This is a genomic window from Streptomyces sp. CA-106110 (assembly GCF_050936285.1).
Taxonomy (GTDB): Bacteria; Actinomycetota; Actinomycetes; order Streptomycetales; family Streptomycetaceae; genus Streptomyces.
In genome coordinates, this window is record NZ_JBNJNB010000001.1 from 6377574 (window position 1) to 6401634 (window position 24061).

21 protein-coding genes are annotated in these 24061 nt (G+C 70.0%); 8 read left to right on the top strand and 13 right to left on the bottom strand.

What is annotated here, in order from left to right; translation table 11 throughout:
* Positions 1–41: 41 nt before the first annotated feature.
* A complete protein-coding gene (locus ACQEXA_RS29370) occupies positions 42–2639 on the bottom strand; it encodes a hypothetical protein (protein WP_433131548.1) in 2598 nt (865 codons plus the stop codon).
* Positions 2640–2850: 211 nt separating this feature from the next.
* On the opposite strand from ACQEXA_RS29370, the gene ACQEXA_RS29375 reads away from it, so the two are divergent.
* The 6 genes from ACQEXA_RS29375 (at position 2851) to ACQEXA_RS29400 (ending at position 11444) form a co-directional block, all read left to right on the top strand.
* Complete coding sequence (locus ACQEXA_RS29375) at positions 2851–3717, top strand: DUF2797 domain-containing protein (protein ID WP_433131550.1); 867 nt, start codon at positions 2851–2853, stop codon at positions 3715–3717.
* Between the two features lie 519 nt (positions 3718–4236).
* Positions 4237–4977 carry a response regulator transcription factor gene (locus tag ACQEXA_RS29380; protein WP_433131552.1) on the top strand — a complete coding sequence of 247 codons (741 nt, stop codon included), beginning with the start codon at positions 4237–4239 and terminating at the stop codon, positions 4975–4977.
* The gene (locus ACQEXA_RS29385) at positions 4974–6635 is read left to right on the top strand and encodes a sensor histidine kinase (protein ID WP_433131555.1); all 1662 of its coding nucleotides are present in this window, start codon (positions 4974–4976) and stop codon (positions 6633–6635) included. The genes ACQEXA_RS29380 and ACQEXA_RS29385 overlap by 4 nt, the downstream gene beginning before the upstream one ends.
* Positions 6636–6649: 14 nt before the next feature.
* Complete coding sequence (locus ACQEXA_RS29390; RefSeq protein ID WP_433131557.1) at positions 6650–8167, top strand: glycosyltransferase; 1518 nt, start codon at positions 6650–6652, stop codon at positions 8165–8167.
* Positions 8164–10413, top strand: a complete 2250-nt coding sequence (locus ACQEXA_RS29395; RefSeq protein WP_433131559.1) for a glycosyltransferase family 39 protein — start codon at positions 8164–8166, stop codon at positions 10411–10413. Before ACQEXA_RS29390 ends, ACQEXA_RS29395 begins: the two co-directional genes overlap by 4 nt.
* A gap of 251 nt (positions 10414–10664) precedes the next feature.
* Complete coding sequence (locus tag ACQEXA_RS29400; protein WP_433131561.1) at positions 10665–11444, top strand: TetR/AcrR family transcriptional regulator; 780 nt, start codon at positions 10665–10667, stop codon at positions 11442–11444.
* Positions 11445–11459: 15 nt separating this feature from the next.
* On the opposite strand, the gene ACQEXA_RS29405 is transcribed toward ACQEXA_RS29400, so the two are convergent.
* From ACQEXA_RS29405 to ACQEXA_RS29420, 4 genes are all read right to left on the bottom strand, one after another.
* Positions 11460–11933, bottom strand: a complete 474-nt coding sequence (locus ACQEXA_RS29405; RefSeq protein ID WP_359404807.1) for a PPOX class F420-dependent oxidoreductase — start codon at positions 11931–11933, stop codon at positions 11460–11462.
* A 49-nt stretch (positions 11934–11982) separates the two neighbouring features.
* Positions 11983–12804 (bottom strand): YceI family protein, encoded by an 822-nt coding sequence (locus ACQEXA_RS29410; protein WP_433131563.1) that lies wholly within the window; start codon positions 12802–12804, stop codon positions 11983–11985.
* Between the two features lie 109 nt (positions 12805–12913).
* Entirely contained in the window at positions 12914–15436 is a 2523-nt protein-coding gene (locus ACQEXA_RS29415; protein WP_432929887.1) for an MFS transporter, read from the bottom strand.
* Positions 15437–15458: 22 nt separating this feature from the next.
* Positions 15459–15959 (bottom strand): MarR family winged helix-turn-helix transcriptional regulator, encoded by a 501-nt coding sequence (locus tag ACQEXA_RS29420; RefSeq protein WP_359404816.1) that lies wholly within the window; start codon positions 15957–15959, stop codon positions 15459–15461.
* A 243-nt stretch (positions 15960–16202) separates the two neighbouring features.
* On the opposite strand from ACQEXA_RS29420, the gene ACQEXA_RS29425 reads away from it, so the two are divergent.
* Positions 16203–16397: a hypothetical protein gene (locus tag ACQEXA_RS29425; RefSeq protein WP_360990757.1), complete on the top strand. Its 195-nt coding sequence runs from the start codon at positions 16203–16205 to the stop codon at positions 16395–16397.
* A gap of 44 nt (positions 16398–16441) precedes the next feature.
* Here the strand turns inward: ACQEXA_RS29425 and ACQEXA_RS29430 are convergent, their stop codons facing one another.
* The 7 genes from ACQEXA_RS29430 to ACQEXA_RS29460 form a co-directional block, all read right to left on the bottom strand.
* A complete protein-coding gene (locus tag ACQEXA_RS29430) occupies positions 16442–17197 on the bottom strand; it encodes a hypothetical protein (protein WP_433131565.1) in 756 nt (251 codons plus the stop codon).
* A gap of 86 nt (positions 17198–17283) precedes the next feature.
* A complete protein-coding gene (locus tag ACQEXA_RS29435) occupies positions 17284–18195 on the bottom strand; it encodes an RNA polymerase sigma factor SigF (RefSeq protein ID WP_432929883.1) in 912 nt (303 codons plus the stop codon).
* Between the two features lie 245 nt (positions 18196–18440).
* Positions 18441–19334, bottom strand: a complete 894-nt coding sequence (locus ACQEXA_RS29440; RefSeq protein ID WP_432939330.1) for an RNA polymerase sigma factor SigF — start codon at positions 19332–19334, stop codon at positions 18441–18443.
* A 201-nt stretch (positions 19335–19535) separates the two neighbouring features.
* On the bottom strand, positions 19536–19829 hold the full coding sequence (locus tag ACQEXA_RS29445; protein WP_359404828.1) for a Dabb family protein: 294 nt from the start codon (positions 19827–19829) through the stop codon (positions 19536–19538).
* 49 nt (positions 19830–19878) lie between these two features.
* Positions 19879–20055 (bottom strand): hypothetical protein, encoded by a 177-nt coding sequence (locus tag ACQEXA_RS29450; protein WP_359404831.1) that lies wholly within the window; start codon positions 20053–20055, stop codon positions 19879–19881.
* 263 nt (positions 20056–20318) lie between these two features.
* A complete protein-coding gene (locus tag ACQEXA_RS29455; protein WP_432929879.1) occupies positions 20319–20801 on the bottom strand; it encodes a LuxR C-terminal-related transcriptional regulator in 483 nt (160 codons plus the stop codon).
* 200 nt (positions 20802–21001) lie between these two features.
* Positions 21002–21511 carry a hypothetical protein gene (locus ACQEXA_RS29460; RefSeq protein ID WP_432929877.1) on the bottom strand — a complete coding sequence of 170 codons (510 nt, stop codon included), beginning with the start codon at positions 21509–21511 and terminating at the stop codon, positions 21002–21004.
* 304 nt (positions 21512–21815) lie between these two features.
* Between ACQEXA_RS29460 and ACQEXA_RS29465 the strand changes: the two genes are divergently transcribed.
* A complete protein-coding gene (locus tag ACQEXA_RS29465; protein WP_432929875.1) occupies positions 21816–22589 on the top strand; it encodes an enoyl-CoA hydratase-related protein in 774 nt (257 codons plus the stop codon).
* 141 nt (positions 22590–22730) lie between these two features.
* On the opposite strand, the gene ACQEXA_RS29470 is transcribed toward ACQEXA_RS29465, so the two are convergent.
* On the bottom strand, positions 22731–23885 hold the full coding sequence (locus ACQEXA_RS29470; RefSeq protein ID WP_433131567.1) for an NAD(P)-binding domain-containing protein: 1155 nt from the start codon (positions 23883–23885) through the stop codon (positions 22731–22733).
* Between the last annotated feature and the right edge of the window lie 176 nt (positions 23886–24061).

Sequence of the window (24061 nt, forward strand, 5' to 3'; positions counted from 1 at the left end):
GGCCCCGGCCGGTGAGGCCGGGGCCTTACGCGGTCGTGATGTCAGCGGACGTCGACGAAGTCGCCGCCGGCGTTGACGGGAGCCGTGGTGGAGGTGCCCCCGTAGCTGTAGCGCCAGTAGCCGTCCACGGATGCCTTCACCGTGGTCTTCAGGTTTCCGGAGCTGTCCGTCGTGACCGTCTTGACGGTCGTGTACGTGGACGCCCCCTTCTTGCGGAACTGGAGCTGCACTTTCTGACGGGGGTTCCCGTGATAGCCGCCGAGCGTCTCCCAGTCCACGATGGAGAGCTTGCCGGTGACGGTGAGCGTCTTGCCCTTGGTCACCGGCTCGGGGGACGCGTTGGCCGACAGGGTCGTGTCACGCAGCAGGGACTGCGTGGCGGCTGCGTGCAGGTCGATGCGTCCTGTGCCGTCCGCGGACTCGGCCCAGGCTGCGACCTTCCAGGGCCCGGCAAGGGAGTTGCGGCCGAGGGTCCAGCGCGGCTCGATGTAGGCGAAGGACACCTGGCAGGTGGACGTGGTCGCATTGACCTTGGTGCACGCTCCCGGCCACAGGCTGTAGAGGACGGCGCCGGGAGCGTCGTAGGAACCCCGGTAGAGGTACATGTCCCCGCGTGCGATCCCCGAGGGGTCGGTGGCGGTGAACTTCGCATCGAAGTGCTGGAGCGGCTGGTCGGTCAGTTCCACCGGCTTGCCGCCGTTCACGGTGACGTTCGAGATGCGGGTCGCGCCAACGGTCTCGTTGCCCTGCGGGGCGGGCCCGGCGAACGCCCGGTCGATGGTGCGGCTGAGGCTGCCGCCCTGGTCGTCGACGGCGGTGACGCGCAGGGTGATGAAGGAGGCGGCCGGGGGGACGTCCAGCGTCGCCGAGCCGTCGGCCGTGACGGGGAGATCGGTCCAGGTGGTGCCGTCGTCGGTGGAGTACGCGAGGCCCGTGATCCTGGTGTTCGCCTGCGCCGCGTCCGTGGCGCGGGTGGTGGCACTCGCGTCGATCCGGACCGGCCCGGCGGCCGCACGTCCCATCGCGTCGAGCCCGGAGACCTTCAAATCGGTGTCGATCAGGGGGAGTTCTTTGCCGCTGGCGTAGCCCGACCGGAACGTCCACTGGTTGTGTACGTCCGTGGACAGCCGGGAGTAGGGGACATGGCGGTGCATGGTCTGCTCGAGGGTGTACGTCTGCGGAGCGGTAGGCACCGTCGCCGACGTCAGGGAGTGGCCGGAGTCGAGACCCGATGCCTGAGCGTAGGTGACGCCATCGGAGCCCGTCAGCTTGTACGAGTACGTCGCCCTGCGGTCGTAGCCGTAGTGGCCCGTGGTGTCACCGAAGGTGCGCGTCTCGAACAGCGAGGCCTTGCCGTTGTACCACTGCGATCCGGGGGACGGCCCGCGCACCGGCTGCAGCGGAGCCGCGCCCAGGACCTCGCCCGGACTGGTCCCGGCGGGCAGGGTCCGGTCGGGCAGGATCAGGTACAGATCACCCACGGCGTAGTCCAGCGAGCGCATGTAGCTGACTCCGGGGGTGACGTACTCGGTGACGGAGCCGGCCACCGGCACGTTGCTGCCGAGGAAGACGCCCGTCCACTCGCCGAGATCCGGGGCCGTCTCCAGGTACGCGGTCGTGTGGGCACCGGGGGCGTCGACCTGCGTGACGGTCTTCGACAGCGCTGACGTACGGACCGTCGCAACGGGTGAGCTCGGCACCGTGGTGGTGAAGCTGTGCACAAGGTCGTACCGGTAGGGGCTCGGCGCGCTCGCCGAGGAGCCCTTCTTCCCCAGCACGTCGTGGATGCGCAGCGCGACGCCCGGCACCGAGAACGGGGTGACGTACACCTTGTCGGCGCCTCCGCCGGCGAAACCCGCCAGGTCACCACCCGGGACGCTGATCCACACGGACGAGTCCAGCCGTGTGGCGGTGGTGTCGTCGGACCGGATCCCGGCCTCCTTGGCTGCACGCTGGTCGAAGGTGACAGTCGTGGCGGCCGACCCGACGGTGAAGGCACGGGTGAGGAGATAGCTCGGCTGTCGCCAGTCCATGTGCAGAGCCACCGAGAAGTAGTCACCCGGCGGCAGCTTCACGGTCGCCGTGGGACCGGCGGCGTCGCTGTTGACCAGGTATGCCGCCCAGGTCTTGCGGTTCCAGACATAGAAGTACTTGCTCGTGACGTCGGCGTTCGTGATGCTCAGCTTCACCGAGTACGTCGACGTGGCGGCCCTCAGCGCGGTGAGACCGCTCCGCGTGGCGGGCGTGCGCGTGGCGTCGGCACCCGCCGAGGTCAGCGGGAGGTCCGCGGCCCTACGGTCTGCCGCGTGCGGCCCGGCCGGCCGTACGGTCACCGTCCCGTTCATGGCGCCGAAGGCATAGCGGGCCGCCTGACCCGCGGCGCCCTTCGGTTGCTTCGTGACGTGGATGTCGTGACCACCGACGAGTTCGACGCGTCCGCCGTCCCCCAACTCGGCGTTCGGCGCCCGGTGGTCCACCGTGTCCGTCGCCTTGGAAACCACTCCCACGGTTCGCCCTGCGGCAGGCTCCCCGCCCGACGCGGTCGCGGCGGGCGCGACCAGCACCGAGGCGGCCAACAACGCGCCGCACAACCCCACTTCGGCAGGTCTTCGGATACGCCCGTGCAGAACCTTGGACATGAGACGCCCCCCAGCCTTCCCCTTGAGCACCGCTCCTGACTCATCCGTCAGAGCAGTCGATCGCTCTACTCTAAAGCCGCATCACCGCCGAGGGGCAGGCCGTTTCCCTCGGCTGACGCCGTCCATGAGCTCCCCGGCTGGGACGGCGCGGGCCACTGCCGGGGCCTCACGCCCCGGGCGTTGTCAGTGGTGGCCCCTACTGTCGAGAGCGATGACTCAGGTGTGGAGATGCACGGGGCTGCGGTGGGGTGAGGACGGGCCCGTGCTCGGATGGGAAGGCGGGCGGCGCAGTGGTGTCGGGCGCGGGAAGCGGGTGGCCTTCGCGGTCGTGGGCGGGGGCGTGCGGACGTGTGTGGGCGCCCGCGGCCACGCGTGTCCGGTGCGGGCCGAGGTGTCCGGGCGCAGCACGGGGGCACGGTGCGAGGAGTGCGCTCGGCTCGACCGGGCGCATTCCGTCGCCGCCGATACCGTCGCCGACGATCCGCGGCCTTACCGGGTGTATCTCGCCTGGTTCGGGCCTGGTCTGGTCAAGGTCGGGATCACCGCGGCCGAGCGCGGTTCGGCGCGGCTTCTCGAGCAGGGTGCCGTCTCCTTCAGCTGGCTGGGGCGCGGGCCGCTGATGGCGGCTCGGCGCGCGGAGGAGCTGCTGAGGGCAGCGCTCCGGGTGCCGGACCGGATTCCGTACGCCGGCAAACGGGTGGTGCGCGCCGCGCTGCCCCCGGCCGGGGAGCGGGTCGCCGAGCTGGCGGAGCTGCACGCGCGGGCGGTGGCACTCGATGGCTGGCCGGATTCGCTGGAGCGGGCGCCGTTCCGGGCCGTCGACCACAGTGCGGTGTTCGGCCTCGACGGGCTGCCCCGTGCGGACGGTGTGGTGAGCGAGCTCGTGGCCGGCGGGGTGCTGAGCGGAGAGGTGCTGGCCGCCGCCGGACCCGATCTTCACCTGCTGACGGGATGCGGGGTTCTCGTGCTGGACACGCGGCTGATGACGGGCTGGGAGCTGACGGCCGCCACGCGCGACGAAGTCACCGTTCCGGTGCGGAAGATGGGGGAGGCTGAGGTGCAGGACGGTTTGTTCTGAGGGCCCCGCCGCAGGACACGCCTGTACCCCGGGCAGGTTCTCGATCACCGTCGGGTCCTTCCGGGACCTGGCGCCATCGAGGAGTGGCGGAGCGATCTGGAGCACCGCGCGGCCCAGGAGCACGGGCGTGCGCACTGGTACGAGTCGTACACGCTGCACGTGGCCAGGGCCGAGCGCAGCCACACGTTCCGGCGGGCGCCCGAGTGAGCCACGCGCCGGGCCGCACCGGGTCCGGCCTCGCGGAGGCCCTCGAGATGCTCCGGCAGGCTCGGGCGGCGCATCGACGTCCCGGGCAACGCCCTGCCTGAGTCCCCGTCAACCCAGGGCGCTCACAGGGGACTCATGACGACGCCCGCTCATCCGCGTCTCATCCTTGTGCCCGGGCCGGGCCACGGACCCCGGAAACCAGGCCGCTTCGCGATCTTCCCAGGAGTTCCCTGAGAGACGTCTGTGCGTTTCTCAGGGAAATCACAGATTCGTGAAAGGGCGCTCTCAGAGGGCCCGGACATGGTGTCCACCATGACCACGACCTCGCCCCAGGGGCGCACCGAACTGCTGAGGCCGGACGGGAGCCCCGTCCGAGTGCTGGTGGTGGACGACGAGCTGTCCATCACCGAACTGCTGTCCATGGCCCTCCGCTACGAAGGCTGGCAGATCCGCAGCGCGGGTGACGGACACGGCGCCATGCAGACCGCGCGCGAGTTCCGGCCCGACGCCGTCGTCCTGGACATGATGCTCCCGGACATGGACGGTCTGGCCGTGCTGGGGCGGCTGCGGCGCGAACTGCCGGACGTGCCCGTCCTCTTCCTGACCGCCAAGGACGCCGTCGAGGACCGGATCGCGGGTCTGACCGCCGGTGGCGACGACTACGTCACCAAGCCGTTCAGCCTCGAAGAGGTCGTGGCCAGGCTGCGTGGGCTGATCCGGCGGGCCGGTGCCGCCGACCGCCGTTCCGACTCGGTGCTGGTCGTCGGTGACCTCACCCTCGACGAGGACAGCCACGAGGTGTGGCGGGCCGGTGAGAGCATCCATCTCACGGCCACCGAGTTCGAACTGCTGCGCTTCCTGATGCGCAACCCGCGGCGCGTGCTCAGCAAGGCGCAGATCCTCGACCGCGTGTGGTCGTACGACTTCGGCGGCCAGGCCAATGTCGTCGAGCTGTACATCTCCTATCTGCGGCGGAAGATCGACGCGGGACGCGAGCCGATGATCCACACCAGGCGCGGAGCCGGCTATCTGATCAAGCCAGCGGCGTCATGAGCAGTCGGCGACGGCCGCGTACGCAGAAGCAGCGAGGACGACAGCCGCGCACACTGCGAACGCGGCTCGTCGTCTCGGCGGTCAGTCTGATCGCCGTGGTGTGCGCCGTGATCGGCACCGTGACGACCATCGCGCTGGGGCAGCACCTGTACGGGCAGTTGGACGGGCAGGTGGCCGACACCGGCACGCGGGTCTCCGGCCCGCCAGGGAAGCTGGCAGGCCTGGGCAACGGCAGTCCGGACCCGGGCAACCGGTACGGCGACCTGTCGGCGGCCGGCTCCGGCAGCACCTCGGGGCAGGACAGGCTGAGCGAGTTCGTCACCAGGGGGCCGACCCAGCTCGACACGGTCGCCGCCGAGGTCGACTCCAGTGGCGCGGTCACCAAGGCGGTCATAGCCAAGGCCGTCTCCTCCGACAGCGGCGGCTTCGAGCGGATGAACGCCGTCCTGCTGTCCGGGGCGCAGACCACCGCGCTCGCCTCCGTCCCCCGAGACGACAAGCTGCACACCGTCACGCTCCCGGGGCTCGGCGAGTACCGCGTCAAGTACGTCACCGGCGGCCGGGGCACCTTCTATGTCGCCCTGCCCACCAGGTCCGTCACCAACACCATCAACACCCTCATCATCGTCGAGGTCAGCGTCACCGCCGCCGGGCTCGTCGCCGCCGGGATCGCCGGATCCGTACTGGTCGGGATCGCACTTCGCCCCCTGCGCAAGGTCGCCGTGACCGCCACCCGGGTGTCCGAACTGCCGCTGCACAGCGGTGAGGTGACCCTCGACGAGCGGGTTCCGGAGTCCGAGACCGATCCGCACACCGAGGTCGGGCAGGTCGGGGCGGCGCTCAACCGCATGCTGGACCACGTCCATGGCGCCCTGCACGCACGGCAGCAGAGCGAGACGCGGGTCAGGCAGTTCGTCGCGGACGCCAGTCACGAGCTGCGCACGCCGCTCGCCTCGATCCGCGGGTACGCAGAGCTGACCAGGCGCGGTCGGGAGCAGACCGGCCCGGACACCCGGCACGCCCTCGCCAGGATCGAGTCCGAGGCCGACCGGATGACCCTGCTCGTCGAGGACCTGCTGCTGCTCGCCCGGCTGGACGCGGGCCGCCCTCTCCGGTTCGAGCGGACCGACCTCGTACCGCTCGTCGTGGACACCATCAGCGACGCGCGCGCGGCCGGACGCGACCACAACTGGCGGCTGGAACTGCCCGACGAGCCCGCGCTCGTGTCGGCGGACGCGGCACGGCTGCAGCAGGTGCTCGTCAATCTGCTCGCCAACGCGCGCACCCACACTCCGCCCGGTACGACCGTCGTCGCACGTGTGCAACGACGCGGTCCATGGCTGTGCGTGGACGTCCAGGACGACGGCCAGGGCATCCCGCCGGATCTATTGCCGCACGTCTTCGAGCGGTTCGCGCGCGGTGACTCGGCACGTTCCAGGGCCACCGGCTCGACCGGCCTGGGCCTCGCCATCGTGCAGGCCGTCGCGACGGCGCACGGCGGCGCGGTGACCGTCGACAGGGCGCCCGGCCGGACGGTGTTCACCGTGCATCTGCCGGCGCTCACCCCCTACGTGCCCTCGCCCGCGCCCGAAACAAGCCGGCAGCAGCACTCACAGGCGCACCACAGCACCACCACATGGGTGCGACAGGGCGGTTGAGAAGAGTCGGTGCCATGCGAACCGACTCTTCTCCCGGCACTCTGCCGGCGCGGGAGCACCTCCCGGCCGGCGACGCCGGTACGCCTGCCCTGGACGTAGTGATCCCCGTCTACAACGAGGAGAAGGACCTCCGGCCATGTGTGCTCAGACTGCACGATCACCTCGAGCGCACCTTCCCGTACGCGTTCCGGATCACGATCGCGGACAACGCGTCCACGGACGCCACCCCCCTGGTGGCCGCGCGGCTGGAGGCGGAGATCGCCGGGGTGAGGTCCTTCCGGCTGGAGCAGAAGGGCCGCGGCCGCGCGCTGCGCACCGTCTGGTCCACCTCTGACGCCCCCGTCCTCGCCTATATGGACGTGGACCTGTCCACCGACCTCAACGCGCTGCTGCCGCTGGTGGCGCCGCTCATCTCGGGTCACTCCGATCTTGCGATCGGTTCCCGGCTGGCCCGTACCTCCCGCGTCGTGCGAGGTCCCAAGCGCGAGTTCATCAGCCGGGCCTACAACCTGATCCTGCGCGGCTCGCTGCAGGCCCGCTTCTCGGACGCCCAGTGCGGATTCAAGGCGATCCGCCGGGATGTGGCCCAGGCTCTGCTGCCGCTGGTCGAGGACACCGGCTGGTTCTTCGACACTGAGATGCTGGTGCTCGCCGAGCGCGCCGGACTGCGCATCCACGAGGTGCCGGTGGACTGGGTCGACGACCCCGACTCCACGGTGCACCTCGTGAAGACCGCCACCGAGGACCTCAGGGGCGTGTGGCGCATCGGCAAGGCACTGGCCACCGGTTCGCTTCCGCTGGACCGGCTCGTCCGGCCCTTCGGCGACGATCCGCGGGACCGGGACATCACGGACGTGCCGCGGGGCCTGGCCCGCCAACTGGTGGGCTTCTGCGTGGTGGGCGGCCTGTCCACCCTGTTCTACCTGGTGCTCTACAGCCTATTCCGGCAGTTCTCGGGCTCGCAGATCGCCAACGCCCTCGCCCTGCTGGTCTCGGCGCTCGCCAACACGGCGGCCAACCGCAGGCTCACCTTCGGGATCCGCGGCCGGCGGGGTGCGGTCCGCCACCAGGCACAGGGCCTGGTGGTCTTCGGGATCGGCCTCGTCCTCACCAGTGGCTCGCTCGCCGCCCTGAACGTGGCGACGGCCGACCCCGCGCACTCCACGGAGCTGGCAGTGCTGATCGCCGCCAATCTCGCGGCGACGGTGCTGCGGTTCCTGCTGTTCAGGGCCTGGGTGTTCCCGGACCAGCGCGAGAACTGCCCGGCGACCGCACGGTCCGTCGTCGCTCAGGAACCGTCCTCGCCCACCCGCTTCACGACGGCGACCCAGCACGGGGGGCCGTACCGGCAGCTCTACGAACCCTACGAGCAGCATGCGCCGCTGCCCCGGCGGACCGCGGCGCCGCAGTCCGCGTACGACACGACCCGGTTCCGCGCCGGTGCCGCCGCGGACGACACCACCTGGGGGGACGCGACCACACCGCTGCAGCCGGTGCACCCGCAGGACACCGACCCGAGGGACTACCGATGACCACCCATTACGACCAGTCGACCCACCAGTCGGGGGCGGGCCACCACTCCTGGGGACCACCCCAGGCCGCTCCCCCGCAGGAGCCCGCCGTACCGTCGGCGCCCGCTCCCGGCTCCGGTGAACCCAAGCAGCCGTTCGCGCGCAGAATCCGGCGCGGCCGGCCCGAGGACCCGCGCTGGGTACGTCCCGCCTTTCTCGGTCTGCTGCTCGCCACCGCGCTCCTGTACCTGTACGACCTGAGCGCCTCCGGGTACGCCAACTCCTTCTACTCGGCGGCGGTCCAGGCGGGCAGCACATCCTGGAAGGCGTTCTTCTTCGGCTCGCTGGACGCGGGCAACGCGATCACCGTCGACAAGCCTCCGGCCGCGCTGTGGCCGATGGCGCTCTCGGTGCGGATCTTCGGCCTGAACTCGTGGGCGATCCTGGTCCCCGAGGCCGTCATGGGCGTCCTCACGGTCGCCGTGGTCTACGCGGCCGTCCGGCGCCGGTTCAGCCCCGCGGCCGGCCTGATCGCGGGCGCCGTGCTCGCGCTGACCCCTGTCGCGGCGCTGATGTTCCGGTTCAACAACCCGGACGCACTGCTCGCGCTGCTGATGGCGCTCACCGTCTACTTCGTCGTCCGGGGCCTGGAGGACGGCCGCACCAAGTGGCTGGTGTGGGCGGGGGTGGCGGTGGGCTTCGCCTTCCTGACGAAGACCCTCCAGGCTTTTCTCATCCTGCCGGCGCTGGCGGTGGTGTACGGCGTCTGCGCGCCCGTGAGGCTGAGGAAGCGGCTCGTACAGCTGGGGCTCGCGACCGTCGCGATGGTCGTCTCGGGCGGCTGGTGGGTCGCGATCGTCGAGCTGTGGCCCGCGTCCTCGCGTCCCTACATCGGCGGCTCGCAGAACAACTCCTTCCTTGAACTGACCTTCGGCTACAACGGGTTCGGCCGCATCAACGGAGACGAGACCGGCAGCGTCGGCGGCATGGGGGGCGCCGGCGGCGGACAGTGGGGCACCACCGGCTGGAACCGGATGTTCAACTCGGAGATCGGCAGCCAGATCTCCTGGCTGTTGCCGGCCGCACTGATCCTGCTGGTGGCGGGCCTCGTACTGACCAGGAAGGCGCAGCGCACGGATCTGGTCCGCGGCTCGTTCCTCGCCTGGGGCGGCTCGCTGCTGATGACCGTGATCGTCTTCAGCTATATGGCGGGCATCTTCCACCAGTACTACACGGTGGCCCTGGCTCCTTATATCGCCGCCCTGGTCGGCATGGGTGTCACGGTCCTGTGGGAGGAGCGGTCGAGGACGTGGGCTTCGCTCACGCTCGCGGCCACCGTCACCGCCACCGCAGCCTGGGGTTACACGCTCCTCAATCGCACGCCGGACTACCTGCCCTGGCTGAAGTGGCTCGTCCTCATCGGCGGTCTGGCCGGCGCCCTCGGTCTGATCTTCGTGACCCGGCTTGCCCGGCGACTCGCCCTTGCGGCGGTGGGCCTGAGCCTGGTGGCGTCGGTCGCGGGTCCGACGGCGTACACGCTCACCACGGTGAACGAGGGCCACTCCGGGTCGATCGTCACGGCCGGCCCGGCGGGCGCGAGCATGATGGGCGGTCGCGGCGGCCCCGGCCGCGGCGGCTTCGGCCGCGGCGGCTTCGGCGGTGGCACGGCCGGCGGGTTCGGCGGCGGCACACCCGGCCAGAACCAGCAGAACGGCAACGGGAACACGCAGGGCTTCCCGGGCGGCGGTTTCCCCGGCGGCGGGATGCCGGGCCAGAACGGCCAGAACGGCCAGAACCAGCAGGGCAACCAGCAGGGCAACCAGCAGGGAGGCTTCCCCGGCGGCGGCCGGGCGGGCGAGGGCGGCATGGGAGGAGCAGGCGGTGTCGGCGGACTGCTCAACGGCGCGAACGTCGGCTCCGCGGCCAAGAAGCTGCTGACGAAGGACGCCGGGAAGTACACCTGGGTCGCCGCTTCCATCGGCTCGCAGAACGCCGCGAGCTACCAACTCGCCACCGGTGACGCGGTGATGGCGATCGGCGGCTTCAACGGCAGCGACCCGTCTCCGACGCTCGCCCAGTTCCAGAAGTACGTGACGGAGGGCAGGATCCACTACTTCATCGCCGGTGGTGGCTTCGGCGGCCGCGGCGGCAGCAACGGCGGCTCGGACGTCGCCTCGCAGATCAGCTCGTGGGTGGAGAAGAACTTCAAGAAGGTTACGGCCGGTTCGGCCACCTTCTACGACCTCACGCAGAAGACGAACGGCTGACGGTTCGCTTCCCAGGGGCGGTGGTCCGGGCGAGCTCGCCCGGACCACCGCCCCTGTGTCGTTCGTCGCGAAGACGGTGTGCCGGGGGTGGAGCGGGCAGACTCGGAGATGGTGTCGCCCGGCAGCTCGGTGGGCGAAGTGGTCGTCGGGCCGCCGCCGTTCGGGGTCGGCCGCGCCCTTCCCCGGGTACCTGCCGGGGCGCGGGCGCCTAGCATCGTGATCAGCGGTCGGAGTCTCGAGGAAGGTGCGCCATGGTGAAGGCAGCCCGGCAGGCGGGACGTCCGGCGCGTGCCAGCGTCTGGCTGGACGGCAAGGCACCCCGGGGCGGCGGGACGCGAGGCGGCGGTCAGCCGTCCGGGCTGGACCGCGACCGGATCACCGACGCGACCGTACGGCTGCTGGACGCGGAGGGACTCGCGAAGTTCTCCATGCGCCGGCTCGCCGCGGAACTCGACGTGACGGCGATGTCGGTCTACTGGTACGTGGACACCAAGGACGACCTGCTGGAGCTGGCGCTGGACGCGGCCTTCGGAGAGGTGCGGTTGCCGGCCGCGGACTCGGACGAGGACTGGCGCGAGCAGCTGCGGGGGCTCGCCACCGAGTACCGGGCGCTGCTGGTGCGCCATCCCTGGCTCTCGCCGCTCGCCGGGCGGTTCCTCAACATCGGCCCGCACTCCGTCGCCTTCTCGCTCGCCGTGCAGCGGGTCATCCGGCTGACCGGGCTGCCCGTGCACGGCCGGACGGGCGCCATCTCGGCGGTCTTCCAGTTCGTGTACGGGTTCGGCACGATCGAGGGCCATTTCATCGACCGCTGCGCGGCGGCCGGCACGAGCCAGGACGAGTACTTCCACCAGGCGATGAGCGCGGTGACGGAGAGTCCGGAACTCGGTGAGGTGGTGCGCCGGTCCGCGGACCTCATGGAGGCCCGCGGCGGTGACACGGTGGAGGAGATGCGCGACCGGGACTTCACGTTCGCGCTGGAGACGCTGATCGCGGGGATCGAGGCGATGGTCGCCCGGGGCCGGTCCTGACGGCCGCCGCGGTGGTCAGTCCTCCGACTGCACCAGGCGGGACGGGAAGCCGCCCGTCGCCACCGGGCCCCAGCGCACCGGGGTGACCCGGATGATCGACTTGCCCTGCTTGACCATGGCCTCCCGGTACTCGTCCCAGTTCGGGTGCTCGCCCGCGATGTTGCGGTAGTACTCGACGAGCGGCTCGACGGAGTCCGGTGAGTCGATGACCTCGGCGGTGCCGTCGATCTGGACCCACGGCCCGTTCCAGTCGTCGCTGAGCACGATCAGGCTGACCCGCTCGTCGCGCTTGGCGTTGCGGGTCTTGGCGCGCTCGGGGTAGGTGGAGACCACGATCCGTCCGGCATCGTCGACCCCGCAGGTCAGCGGCGAGCCCTGGGGGCCTCCGTCGGTGCGCCGGGTCAGCAGGATGGCATGGTGCCGGGGGCGCACGAAGTCGAGCAGCTCGTCCAGCGATACAGCGGTGTTCGTCGCGATGTTCGGTGCCATGGGGGCAGCCTAGGGGCAGACGCGGCGATTCAGGGTGACCCTGCGGTGCCTACGCCTGCGGCAGCGAGTCGCCCTGCACCGCCTGGATGTCCAGTTCGACCTTGAGGGTGGTACCGACCAGAGCGACGCCCGCCTGGACCACCTGGTTGTAGTTCATCGCGAAGTCCTCCCGGCGCAGTTCCGTCGTCGCACGGAAGGCCGCCCGGGTGCCGCCCCACGGGTCGGACCCCGTGCTGAGGTAGGCGAGGTCCAGGTCGACCCGGCGTACGACACCGCGCATGGTCAGCTCGCCGTGGACCGTCCAGCGGTCGGCGCCGGCGGCCGTCAGGCCCGTCGAGCGGTAGGTGATCTCCGGGTACTTCTCGATGTCCAGGAAGTCGGCGGACCGCAGGTGGTTGTCGCGCATCCCGTTGCCGGTGTCGATGGACGCGGCGCGGATGACGGCCTCGACGCGGGACTTCGTCACGTCGTCCGGGGCGATCTCGATGAGCCCGGAGAACTCCGTGAAACGGCCGTGCACGCTGGAGATCCCCAGGTGCTGGGCGACCGCGCCGACGGAGGAGTGCGCCGGGTCGATGGTCCACGGTCCGGGCGGCGGCAGTTCCGTACCGCCCTGACGGGCCAGTGTCACCGTCCCGATCTCGGCCCGCCCGCTCGCCGTGACGATCGCGCTGGAGGCGACGGGCGCATAGCCGATCGCGGTCACGATCACGGTGTACGCGCCGGGCGCCAGGGCGGTCGCGTCCCGTACGGCCCCGTCCCCGTCGGCCTCGGCGCGCAGCACCTGGGTGCCGGTCATGTCGGTCACGGTGACGACCGCGTGCGACACGGCCCATCCGTCCCGCGTACGGATGCGTGCGGTCAGTGCCATCGTGTGGTCTCCCTCTAAATCCTTGAATATCCCCGTAGAAGGCTCAAAAAACCCCGGCCTGTGGGGGCGCACCTCCGCTCGGAGCGCGCCCCCACGAGCCGAGGTCCTCCTACTCGCCCGGGTGGGCCAGTTCGATGTCGTGGTCGTCGACGCCGCGGCCGCTCACCGACACCGCCGTCGCGGCCGGCGGGTAGCCCGTCGCGATGACGGTGTACTCGCCGCTGTTCAGGTCGGTGAAGGCGTACGCCCCGTCCGTGCCGGTCGTGGCCGAGCCGACCACGTTGCCCGCCGCGTCCACCAGGGTCACGCGGGCGTCCGCCAGGGGCCCGTGCGGGGCCCGCACGACGCCCTGGACCCGGGCGCCGGAGTCGAGGTCGACCTCGAGCCGGGTGACCCCGGTGGCGCCGATCTCGACGGGCAGGGCCCGCGGCCGGTGGCCGGCGGCGTTCACCGCCACGGTCACGGAGCCCGGCACCAGGTCGGCGAACGAGAACTCGCCCTGCTCACCGGTGGCCGCGGTGGCCAGCAGCTCGCCCCGGACGTCCGTGACGATCACCATCGCGTCCTTGACCGGCAGCCCGGTCTCGGCGGCCCGGACGACACCGCTCAGACCGCTGGTGCCGCTGAGCAGGATGTCGTAGGACACCGGTTCCTCGTGCACGAGGATCGTCGAGGCCTGCGGCTGGTGGCCGTCGGCGGAGGCGATCAGGACGTAGCTGCCGGCGCCGGGGGCGTCCACCCCGTAGGAACCGTCCGGCCGTGCGACCGACCGGCCCAGCTGGCGTCCCCCGAGGGAGATCAGCGTGACGGCTGCCTGCGGAACCGGTGCGCTCTCGGCGCCCCGGACGAATCCGCGGACCGGCACGCCACCGCCCTCACCGGCGGAGGTGGGCGGGGCCAGAGTGGCGACCGCGGCCAGCTTCTGTGCGCCGTCGGGAGCGGCCTCGGTGCTCGACACCGCCCAGCTCGGGACGTGCTCCTCGACGGGCGCGGCAGCCGCGGCAGCCGGGGCTTCCTCGGCCTCGGCCTCGGACTCGGCGGCCGCGGCCTGCGCCAGACCGCCCTTGGTCTTCAGCGGGACCTCCTTGATGAACAGCGTGATCAGGAAGGCCAGGAACGCCAGGCACGCCGCGATCAGGAAGACGTCCGCGATGGCGTGGCCGTACGAGCTCTCCATCAGGGTGCGCAGCGGCCGGGGCAGCTTGGCCAGGTCCGGGATGGCGCCGTCGGAGCTCGCGTGGGCCGCCAGCCGCGCGTACTTCGGGCTGAGGTCGGCGAGTCCGTCCGTGAAGTAGGTGGTGATCCGGTGGGCCATGATCGCGCCGAGCGCGGAGACGCCCACCGCACCGCCGAGGGACCGGAAGAAGGTGACCGTCGAGCTGGCCGAGCCGAGGTCGGTGGGTGCCACCTGGTTCTGCGTCGACAGCACCAGGTTCTGCATCATCATGCCGATGCCGAGACCCATCACCGCCATGAAGACGGCCACCTTCCAGTAGGCCGTGTCGTAGCGGATCGTGCCCAGCAGACCCAGACCGGCCGTGACCAACAGACCGCCGGTGACCAGCCAGGCCTTCCACTTGCCGGTCTTGGTGATGATCTGGCCGGAGACGGTGGAGGAGACGAACAGACCACCGATCATCGGGATGGTCAGCACACCGGACAGCGTCGGGGACTTGTCCCGGGCCAGCTGGAAGTACTGGGCGAAGAAGACGGTGCCGGTGAACATCGCGACGCCGACGAAGAGCGAGGCGAGGGACGACAGGGTGATGGTGCGGTTGCGGAACAGACGCAGCGGGATGATCGGCTCGCTGGCCTTGGACTCGACGAGGATGAAGACCAGGCCGAGGACGATCGATCCGGCCACCATCGTGTAGGTCTGCCAGGACAGCCAGTCGTACTTGTCTCCGGCGAAGGTCACCCAGACCAGCAGCAGGGAGACGGCGGCGGAGACGAAGAACGCGCCGGCCCAGTCGACCTTGACGTCCCGCTTGACCACGGGCAGGTGCAGGGTCTTCTGCAGCACGATCAGTGCGATGATCGCGAAGGGGACACCGACGTAGAAGCACCAGCGCCAGCCGAGCCACGAGGTGTCGGTGATGACACCGCCGATCAGCGGGCCGCCGACGGTGGCGACGGCGAAGGTGGCGCCGAGGTAGCCGGAGTAGCGACCGCGCTCACGCGGGGAGATCATCGCGGCCATGACGATCTGCGCCAGAGCGGACAGACCGCCGACGCCGATGCCCTGGACGACTCGGCAGGCGATGAGCATGCCCGGGTTCTGCGACAGACCCGCGGCCATCGAGCCGAGCACGTAGACGATCAGGGCTATCTGGACGAGCGCCTTCTTGCTGAACAGGTCCGCGAGCTTGCCCCACAGCGGGGTGGTCGCGGTCATGGCCAGCAGGGAGGCCGTGATGACCCAGGTGTAGGCCGACTGGCCGCCGCCGAGGTCGCCGATGATGTGCGGCAGCGCGTTGGAGACGATCGTGGACGACAGGATCGCCACGAACATGCCCAGCAGCAGCCCGGAGAGCGCCTCCATGATCTGCCGGTGCGTCATCGGAGCGCCGTCCGGGGAGCCTCCCCCGTGCTTGGCGTGGGCCCGCACACCGGCTGGTGTGGTCGTTGCCATGGGCTTCCTTTTCTTACGTTCGTTATGCGGGTGTACGGGTGGTCTGTTCTGCAACGGTCTCCGCCGCGGGGGCGAACTGTGTGAGCCGGGGGGCCGCGCGGCAGTCGAAGCTCTCTCGCAGGCGTCCCATCAACTGGATGAGCCGGCCGACGTCGTCGTCGGACCAGTCGCTCAGCCGTTCGGCCAGCAGTTCGACGGCTCTGCGGGACAGCTCGTCGAGCTGGACCTTGCCGGGCGCCGTCAGGCGGAGGATACGGGAGCGTTTGTCCGCGGGGTCGGGAAGGCGCTCGATCCATCCGCGGTCCGCGACATGCGCGACATGGCGGCTGGTCACCGACATGTCGACGGCGAGCAGCTCCGCGAGCTTGCTCATGCGCATCTCGCCATGGCTGCCCAGCAGGGTCAGCACGGCGGCGGAGCCGGTCGAGCAGTGGTGCGGCAGGATGCGCCCCATGTCCCTCTTCACGGCGCCGATGGCGCTGAGCTGACGCGCAAGTTCCTCGTACTGCGCTCGCGCGGCCATCACACCTCCCAGGTTGTTGCTTAGGGCAACCATAAGGAGATTGGTTGCTGCAGGCAAACTAAGTCGGGGTCGCAGAGCTAAAAACTTGGCAAAGGCAAGTATTGGCAACCGTAAACTCGCTGGTGGAGTGACGCCCGTGCACTCTGAGGCGTGTGGGGGTGGGGTGTTCACGGCGGAGCAAAGCTGTGGGGACGTGGGCCCCCACTTGGGCTGCACCCCACGTATTCGCTAGGGTCCGGGGCCATGGCAAACACCCAGGGCCCCCAGGGCAACTACGACCCCGCGGGCAACACCCAGATGTTCCGTGCCTTCGTCGACGAGGCCCCGCAGGGCGGCCCGCAGGAGACCGCCTCCTCGGGTTCCCGCGTCGGACTGATCATCGGCGTCGTCGTCGCCGTGGTGGTCGTCGCCGCGGTCGCCTGGCTGGCGCTGAAGTAGTACGGCTTCAGGGTCGCGGCTGCCGCGGTACGGGAGACCGGGCCCTACTTCCACTGGACGGAGACGTCTCGTGTCTCGATGTGCATGCCCAGCGGTACACGCCATGCGTCGACGCACACCGTCCAGGTCTTCTTCACCGACGCCCCGGCGGCGATCGGTGCGGGAAGCGCGTCCTTGGACTCGATCGTCGCCCAGTCGATCCCGAGCGCCCCGATGACGTGCGTGCCGAAGGTCACTGTCCCCGAACGCACCGCACTGCCACCGGTGTTGCGGAAGGGGACGGTCACCTTTTCGCACCAGCGTCGGTCTGTCGTCTTCCGTACGGTCTCTCCCACGCTCAGCGCGGCCGGTCCGCTCGGCGTCGCGCGGGGGACCGTCGGTGTGGGCGAGGGCGAATTCGTGTCCGCCGGAGCGGGGTTGGGCGAGGGCTCGGCGGGGTGAGCGGAGGTGTCCCCGCCCGCAGGTCCACCGCTCGGGCCGAGGGCGCCGGCTGAACCCGGGGCGACGGTGCCGGCTGCACCCGGGCCAGGAGCAGGGGAGCCGGAGGCGGTGGACGCACCGCTGCCGGCCTCGCGCCTCTGACTGCCGGCCCGCTCCAGCGGCACCAGCGTCACATCGCCCGTCGGAGCCACCGCCGAACCGGAGGCGCGAGGAGAGCCGCCCGCCGGTCCGACCGCCACATATCCCTCGCCGCCCGCGCCACCCGCGGACGCCGCCAGCACTCCGCCCAGGCACACGACCGCCGTCGAGGCACCGATCACGGCCCCTCGACGGCCCCGCAACCACGTCGCTCGCAGCATCGCGCCAGTGTGACTGACGTCCCGTCAGTTAGGAAGCCCCGGGGCGGACGGTGAATCCGCGGGGTGTTCCAGGGGCCGACTGCGACTCAGTCCGAGATGAGACCCTCGCGCAGCTGCGCCAGCGTGCGCGTGAGCAGCCGGGAGACGTGCATCTGGGAGATGCCGACCTCCTCGCCGATCTGCGACTGCGTCATGTTCGCGAAGAAGCGCAGCATGATGATCCGCCGCTCGCGGGGCGGGAGCTTGGCCAGCAGCGGCTTGAGGGACTCGCGGTACTCCACGCCTTCGAGAGCCGAGTCCTCGTAGCCGAGGCGGTCCGCCAGGGAGCCCTCGCCGCCGTCGTCCTCCGGCGCCGGGGAGTCCAGCGAGGAGGCCGTGTAGGCGTTGCCCACGGCGAGGCCGTCGACCACGTCCTCCTCCGACACGCCCAGCACGGCGGCCAGTTCGGTGACGGTCGGGGAGCGGTCCAGCCTCTGCGACAGCTCGTCGCTGGCCTTGGTGAGGGCCAGGCGCAGCTCCTGAAGGCGGCGCGGTACGCGCACCGACCACGACGTGTCCCGGAAGAACCGCTTGATCTCGCCGACGACCGTCGGCATCGCGAACGTCGGGAACTCCACGCCCCGTTCGCAGTCGAAGCGGTCGATCGCCTTGATCAGCCCGATCGTGCCGACCTGGACGATGTCCTCCATCGGCTCGTTGCGGCTGCGGAAGCGGGCTGCCGCGTACCGGACGAGCGGGAGGTTCAGCTCGATGAGCGTGTCCCGGACGTAGGCACGTTCAAGGCTGTGCTCGTCGAGGGCGGCGAGCCGCAGGAAGAGGGAGCGGGACAGGGTGCGGGTGTCGATGGCTCCGGACGTCGGAAGGTCCTGGACCTCGGGGGCCGGAAGGGTCTCGGCATCCGGGAGGTCCTGCGGGGCCTGAAGGTCCTGAAGCACATCGGGCGCGGAGTCGCTCTGCATGAGCGTGAGCACCTTCGAGCTGCCCTGGTCTGCGGACATGCCACCCCCTTTGGGTCGCGGGACGGTCGCGGCGGACGCTCCCGTCGGAGGAACGCAGCCTCCACCTGAATACCGGCCGCGAGGCTGCGGCAAACGCGCTCCCGGAAGAATGTCACATGTCGGCAACGCGCTGTAGTGACATGTCGATATGCGAGATGAGAATGCGCCCTGGTTGGAAGGGTTCTGAGGGTTTTTCGGCGCAGAACTGTCAGGAAGAGACCTTGCGGGCGATTCGCTCGTGCGAGCTAGGCGTCGATCCTGTTTGCGGATCTAAGTCGCGCGAAACTCCTGGCGAGGAGCCTTGACACATGCATCTGGGAGACTCCCAGCTCGGCACTGATCTGCGACTGGGTCAGATTGCTGTAGTAACGGAGCAGCAGGATCCGCTGCTCCCGTTCGGGCAACTGGACGAGCAGATGCCGTACGAGGTCGCGGTGTTCGACCCCGTCGAGTGCCGGGTCCTCGTAGCCGAGCCGGTCGAGCAGGCCCGGCAGACCGTCTCCCTCCTGGGCGGCTTCCAGCGAGGTCGCGTGGTACGAGCGGCCCGCCTCGATACAGCTCGTCACCTCCTCCTCCGTGATGCGCAGCCGCTCGGCGATCTCGGCGGTGGTGGGGGAGCGTCCGAACGCCGTCGTCAGGTCCTCCGTCGCGCTGTTGACCTGCACCCACAGCTCGTGCAGCCGGCGCGGCACGTGGACCGTGCGAACGTTGTCGCGGAAGTAGCGCTTGATCTCGCCGACGACGGTCGGCATCGCGAAGGTCGGGAACTGCACACCGCGGTCGGGGTCGAAGCGGTCGATCGCGTTGATCAGGCCGATGGTGCCGACCTGGACGACGTCCTCCATGGGCTCGTTGCGGGAGCGGAAGCGGGCGGCGGCGTAGCGCACGAGCGGGAGGTTCGCCTCGATGAGCGCCCCGCGCACGCGGTGGTGCTCCGGCGTACCCGGCTCCAGGTCCTTGAGCTCGGCGAAGAGCATCTGGGTGAGGGCCCGGGTGTCGGCGCCTCGGCGCTTGGGGGCGATGTCGGACGGAGGGGTTTCCTGAGAGGGGGCATCGGTCGTGGCGGACTCCTGGAGCCGGCCGGGAGCGGGGGCCGAAGCCTCGTCCTGAGGCGGCGCGGTACTGGCCGACACGGTCAACGCCACCTCTTCATCCGTTTACGTATCCCTTAAATTCACCGTCAAAAGCGGTCATAGCATCACAAGAAATGGACACTCTGTGCAAGCACCCCATAACTCCGTGTTGAGGGAGAGTTGGGGTACATCACGCAGGAAAGCCCCCCACCGTTTCCGGTGAGGGGCTCCGCGGCGGTGTCGCCCGGAATTGGCGGGCGGTGTCGCTCAGATTTCGTAGTCGGCGATCACCCAAGTGGCGAACTCGCGCCAGAGCGCGACGCCCGCCTGGTGCGCCGGATGCTCGAGGTAGCGCCGCAGCGCGTCCGGGTCGTCCACCGCCGAGTTGATCGCGAAGTCGTACGCGATGGGGCGGTCGGTGATGTTCCAGGCGCACTCCCAGAACCGCAGCTCCTCGATCTGGTCGCCGAGCGCCTCGAAGGCGCGTACGCCCGCCACGACCTGCGGGTCGTCGCGCTGGACGCCCTCGTTGAGCTTGAAGAGGACCAGATGCCGGATCACGGGCGCTCCAGGTGCGACGACGACGGTGGCCGCACGGCCGCGGGAAGCCTCACTTGGCCCCGTCGGCGAGCCAGGTCATGAAGTGGCCGATGGCCTTGGCGGCGTTCGAGATGCCCTCGAACCCTATCTGGACGTAGTCGGCGGCCTTGGCCGGGTCCGTGATGATCAAGTAGAGCACGAAGACCACGACAGCGTACAGCGCGATCTTCTTTCCCTGTACCGCCACAGCGGCCTCCCCCGTCTGCTGTGCCCCGCGGGCCCGTTCGCCGGCGTGAGTGTAACCCGGCCGAGTGTTCGGGGCTCGCAAATGATCACGTATGCACTACATCCTCACGCCATTCATGCCCGTGCGACCTCGATGCCGAGACCTCGGACGCCAGGTGGGTGACGTGCCGGTGCACGGTGAATGAGACGTGCGGGTCCTGGGAGGCTGTCCGTGCGACTCACGCTGCCGGAGCTCCACGGGCTCGTCGCGGCCGAACGTCCCGATCAGCCGCCGTCAGCCAGGTTGTTCCGGTAGGCGTAGCCCACGGCCTGGGCGCAGTCGGTCGCGCCGACCTTCGCGAAGATCCGGTTGATGTGCGTCTTCACCGTGGCCTGGCTCACCACGAGCCCGGCGCAGATCTGCGCGTTGGACAGGTCCTGGGCGATGAGGGTGAGCACCTCGGCCTCACGCGGAGTCAGACCGCCCGGCAGTGCGTCCGCTCCCGCCGCGGGGAGCCCTGTGCGGCGGGTGGCGACCAGTCGGGCCTGAACCACGGGGTCGAGCCATGTACGTCCGCCGTGCACACGCCGGATCGCCGTCTCGACCTCCTCGTCGTCCGCGTCCTTGATCAGATAGCACCGCGCGTCCGCCCGCAGCGCCGGGAAGACGGAGTTGTCGTCCATATAGGTGGTCAGCACCAGTACGGCGCTGCCCGGCACCTTCTCCCGTAGGGCTGCCGCGGCCGCGACTCCGTCGAGCACCGGCATTTCGACTGTCCGGGTTGCAGCGGCATGGGCGGTTCCCGCCCTATCGGCACGGATGGGGCACGGGTGCCTTCAGATCCGTAGCTCCATACGGATGGGTCAGTGGCGGGCCACAGCGGTCGCTTTGAAGGCGCTGAAGGACCCTCCTGGGCGATGACGGTTGCTGCAGTTGCTGTACTTCCGTGCTGTACCGGGCGCGGCGGCTACCCCGCTTGCTCAAATGTCAGGCCGCTGTGAATGGGCTCGGCTCGCCACATGGCCGCCAGCTGGGGGTAGGACTCGATGAACCGGCGCACTTCTCTCAGCGCGGCGATCCTTGGCGCGCCGATCTCGTCGTGGTCGAACCCGGTGTCTTGGTGCCCGAGGCTGTCGACATCTGCCCATGCCGGCCCCTCGGCGAAGATGAGTTGCAGATCCACTTTCCAGTACTCCGGCTGCCAGTCGGGGTCATCACGGTCGTCGGCGTCGTTGACCGCAAGCAGGCGCCCGAAGGACAACGAAGGCTGGTCGTCGTTCCAACTCCACCTGCCCCATTCGACGATGAAGCCGTCGCCGTCGTTCTCGGGCTGCTCGATCCCCTCGATCTCGGTCTGGAGAAACTCGACGAAGGCATCCCAGGCGGCGTCGACGTTGCCTACGGCATCGGGATCGACCCCGTGCTGTCTCAAGATCTGCGCGAAGACGTTAGCGCTGGATTTCCATGGAATGGGCATGCGGGAGGCTATCCCGCCGCCGGTGCGGCACCGCCGGATCCCCCCTCGAACTGCTCACGCAGCCGCTGAGGGTACGGGCCGAACCTGCCGACCGGCGGGAACGGTCCCAGGAACTCTCACCCGCTGTCGGTGAGCTGAGTACGCGTTACACCGCAGTCCCGTCGGACCGACACCGCACCCTGGGCTTGATCCCAACCGAAGGCAGTCCCTGGGTGACCTGCTCTCTTCGGCCAAGGCTGTGGCCGATGGTCGACGTGTCGTGGCAGAACCGGTGCCCGGCGTGGCCCGGGCGTACGCTGGGATTGTGATCGGTTCCGAGCGTGTGACCGTGTCCACCCGGGGCGATTTCACCTGGGTCACCCTGAATCACCCCGAGCGCAGGAATGCCCTGAGCTGGGACATGCTGCAACAGCTGCAGAAATCCCTGACGGACGCGGCCGACTCCCCCGCGCGCGGGATCGTGCTGGCGGCGAAGGGACCGGTGTTCAGTTCCGGGCACGACTTCGCCGACATGCTGGCCCTGGATCGTCCCGGCACGCGCGAACTGCTGCAGCTGTGTACCGACGTGATGCGGCTGGTCGAGTCCGTTCCCCAGGTGGTGGTGGCCCGGGTGCAGGGGCTGGCCACGGCGGCCGGGTGCCAGCTTGTCGCATCCTGCGACCTGGCCGTGGCCGCAGAGTCCGCCGGGTTCGCGCTGCCCGGCGGCAAGGGGGGCTGGTTCTGCCACACCCCTGCCGTGCCGGTGGCCCGGTCCATCGGGCGCAAGCGGCTGATGGAGATGGCCCTGACCGGCGACGTGATCGACGCCCGCACCGCACTGGAGTGGGGTCTGATCAACCGCGCGGTACCGGACGACGAGCTGGACGAGGCGGTCGAAGAACTCCTCGCCCGGGCCACCCGTGGCAGCGCGGCCAGCAAGGCCCTGGGCAAACGCACCCTGTATGCGCAACTGGACCGCCCGGAGGCAGACGCCTACGCCATCGCCCGCGAGGTCATGGCCGACTCCTCGCAGACCCCTCAGGCCCGCGAGGGGATCGCGTCCTTCCTGGGCAAGCGCCCGCCCGTGTGGCCCGAGTAACGCGAACAGCGGGCGGCCGCCGCGAACGGTGCCACAAGGGGGCGGGGCATCGCTGCCGCCGTTCCGGCGGTGCAGATCCCGCCCCGCGTAGCACGCCGTCATCGCCGCCAGTCGGCGTTCTGAACGGGCCGGGCTCCCGCGTCATCCCAAGCGGGCCTGGAGGTGACGCACAAGGATGGTGGCCGAGGCCGGGGCGGCTTTGACGAAACCCAGGAACGGGCCGAAATCCTGGGCGGCCGCAAAGCCGGTGAGGTAGAGACCGGGAACGGATGTCTGGAAGTTCTCGTCCAGCACGGGGAAGCCCTCGCGGGTTGCGATCCGGTCGTGGAGGCCGGCGAGGTAGGGGACACGTGCCAGGTCAGGTGCGTATCCGGTGGCAAAAATGACCTGATCGACCGTCAGGGATTCGTCACCGGACAACATCACCCGCACCCCGTCGTCCCCTTCGCCGCCGCGCGCATGGACGACTTCTGCATTGGGCCAGACGTGCACCACTTCGGGGTTCAGCCGGGCGGGCAGCCATGGCTCCAGCGTCCCCCGCCCGGCCTCCCAGCACTGCGTGATGATCGCCTTCCGCTCCGTGGCCGTCAGCCGACGCCACCACCCCCGCACCTGCACCGTGCCCTCGACGCAGTCGTCGAAGAACTTCCAGCTCACTGCCTCGAAGCGGGGAACGGGGTGGCGGTGGACGATGTCGACGCGGCCGCCACCGTGTTCGGCCAGCAAGGCCGCCCACTCGTACGCGCTCTGCCGGCCGCCCACGATCAGGACGCTCCGGCCCGCCAAGGCGTCGAATCGGACCAGGTCACCGCTGTGCGTCGCCCGCGCTTCCGGTACTCCGGCCGCCCAGCCGGGCATCTGCTGGAAATATCCCACGCCGGGAGCGGCGACCACGGCCTGGGCGCGGATGCGTCCCCCGTCGGTGAGTTCCGCGTCGAACCCTCCCTCGCGTTGCGCGATGTCCAGCACGTGTTCGAGCCGGACGGGCACCTGCTTGACACGGCGAAACCACTCGGCGTAATCACGGAACAGGGCGAGGGGGATCGGGACGGCCTCGTCGCGGCTGAGGCCTCGTTCGCACAGATAAGCCTCGAAGGTGTGTACGTCGGCTGCGTCCAGGTGCCAGTCCGTCCCCGAGCGCAGCAGCATCCCCTCAGGCATGTGCTCATGCCAAAAACCCATCGGGCGTCCGACCACCTGCGTATCCATGCCGCGCTCGCGGGCGAGGGCGGCCGCCGACAGTCCGTACGGCCCGGCACCGACAATGAGCACACCGGTGGAGAGGGCGTCGTCCATATCGGGCTCCTTTCCGGCCTGCGGAATGCGGAGCCCGGGTGAACCAGGACAACCACGGTGCCGTCAGACCCAAGGCCAGGCCGGTCCTGCACAACCCGCGGGGCGGGCCGGCCGGATTCGTTCCCTGAGGACATTCCACCGCACGCATCCCGCACGAGCATCACGACGTGGCCTTG

Bases quoted from the DNA above. Each gene is read 5' to 3' on its own strand.
- ACQEXA_RS29370 (WP_433131548.1), bottom strand. From the start codon at position 2,639: ATGTCCAAGGTTCTGCACGGGCGTATCCGAAGACCTGCCGAAGTGGGG.
- ACQEXA_RS29375 (WP_433131550.1), top strand. From the start codon at position 2,851: ATGACTCAGGTGTGGAGATGCACGGGGCTGCGGTGGGGTGAGGACGGG.
- ACQEXA_RS29380 (WP_433131552.1), top strand. From the start codon at position 4,237: ATGACCACGACCTCGCCCCAGGGGCGCACCGAACTGCTGAGGCCGGAC.
- ACQEXA_RS29385 (WP_433131555.1), top strand. From the start codon at position 4,974: ATGAGCAGTCGGCGACGGCCGCGTACGCAGAAGCAGCGAGGACGACAG.
- ACQEXA_RS29390 (WP_433131557.1), top strand. From the start codon at position 6,650: ATGCGAACCGACTCTTCTCCCGGCACTCTGCCGGCGCGGGAGCACCTC.
- ACQEXA_RS29395 (WP_433131559.1), top strand. From the start codon at position 8,164: ATGACCACCCATTACGACCAGTCGACCCACCAGTCGGGGGCGGGCCAC.
- ACQEXA_RS29400 (WP_433131561.1), top strand. From the start codon at position 10,665: ATGGTGAAGGCAGCCCGGCAGGCGGGACGTCCGGCGCGTGCCAGCGTC.
- ACQEXA_RS29405 (WP_359404807.1), bottom strand. From the start codon at position 11,933: ATGGCACCGAACATCGCGACGAACACCGCTGTATCGCTGGACGAGCTG.
- ACQEXA_RS29410 (WP_433131563.1), bottom strand. From the start codon at position 12,804: ATGGCACTGACCGCACGCATCCGTACGCGGGACGGATGGGCCGTGTCG.
- ACQEXA_RS29415 (WP_432929887.1), bottom strand. From the start codon at position 15,436: ATGGCAACGACCACACCAGCCGGTGTGCGGGCCCACGCCAAGCACGGG.
- ACQEXA_RS29420 (WP_359404816.1), bottom strand. From the start codon at position 15,959: ATGGCCGCGCGAGCGCAGTACGAGGAACTTGCGCGTCAGCTCAGCGCC.
- ACQEXA_RS29425 (WP_360990757.1), top strand. From the start codon at position 16,203: ATGGCAAACACCCAGGGCCCCCAGGGCAACTACGACCCCGCGGGCAAC.
- ACQEXA_RS29430 (WP_433131565.1), bottom strand. From the start codon at position 17,197: ATGCTGCGAGCGACGTGGTTGCGGGGCCGTCGAGGGGCCGTGATCGGT.
- ACQEXA_RS29435 (WP_432929883.1), bottom strand. From the start codon at position 18,195: ATGTCCGCAGACCAGGGCAGCTCGAAGGTGCTCACGCTCATGCAGAGC.
- ACQEXA_RS29455 (WP_432929879.1), bottom strand. From the start codon at position 20,801: ATGCCGGTGCTCGACGGAGTCGCGGCCGCGGCAGCCCTACGGGAGAAG.
- ACQEXA_RS29460 (WP_432929877.1), bottom strand. From the start codon at position 21,511: ATGCCCATTCCATGGAAATCCAGCGCTAACGTCTTCGCGCAGATCTTG.
- ACQEXA_RS29470 (WP_433131567.1), bottom strand. From the start codon at position 23,885: ATGGACGACGCCCTCTCCACCGGTGTGCTCATTGTCGGTGCCGGGCCG.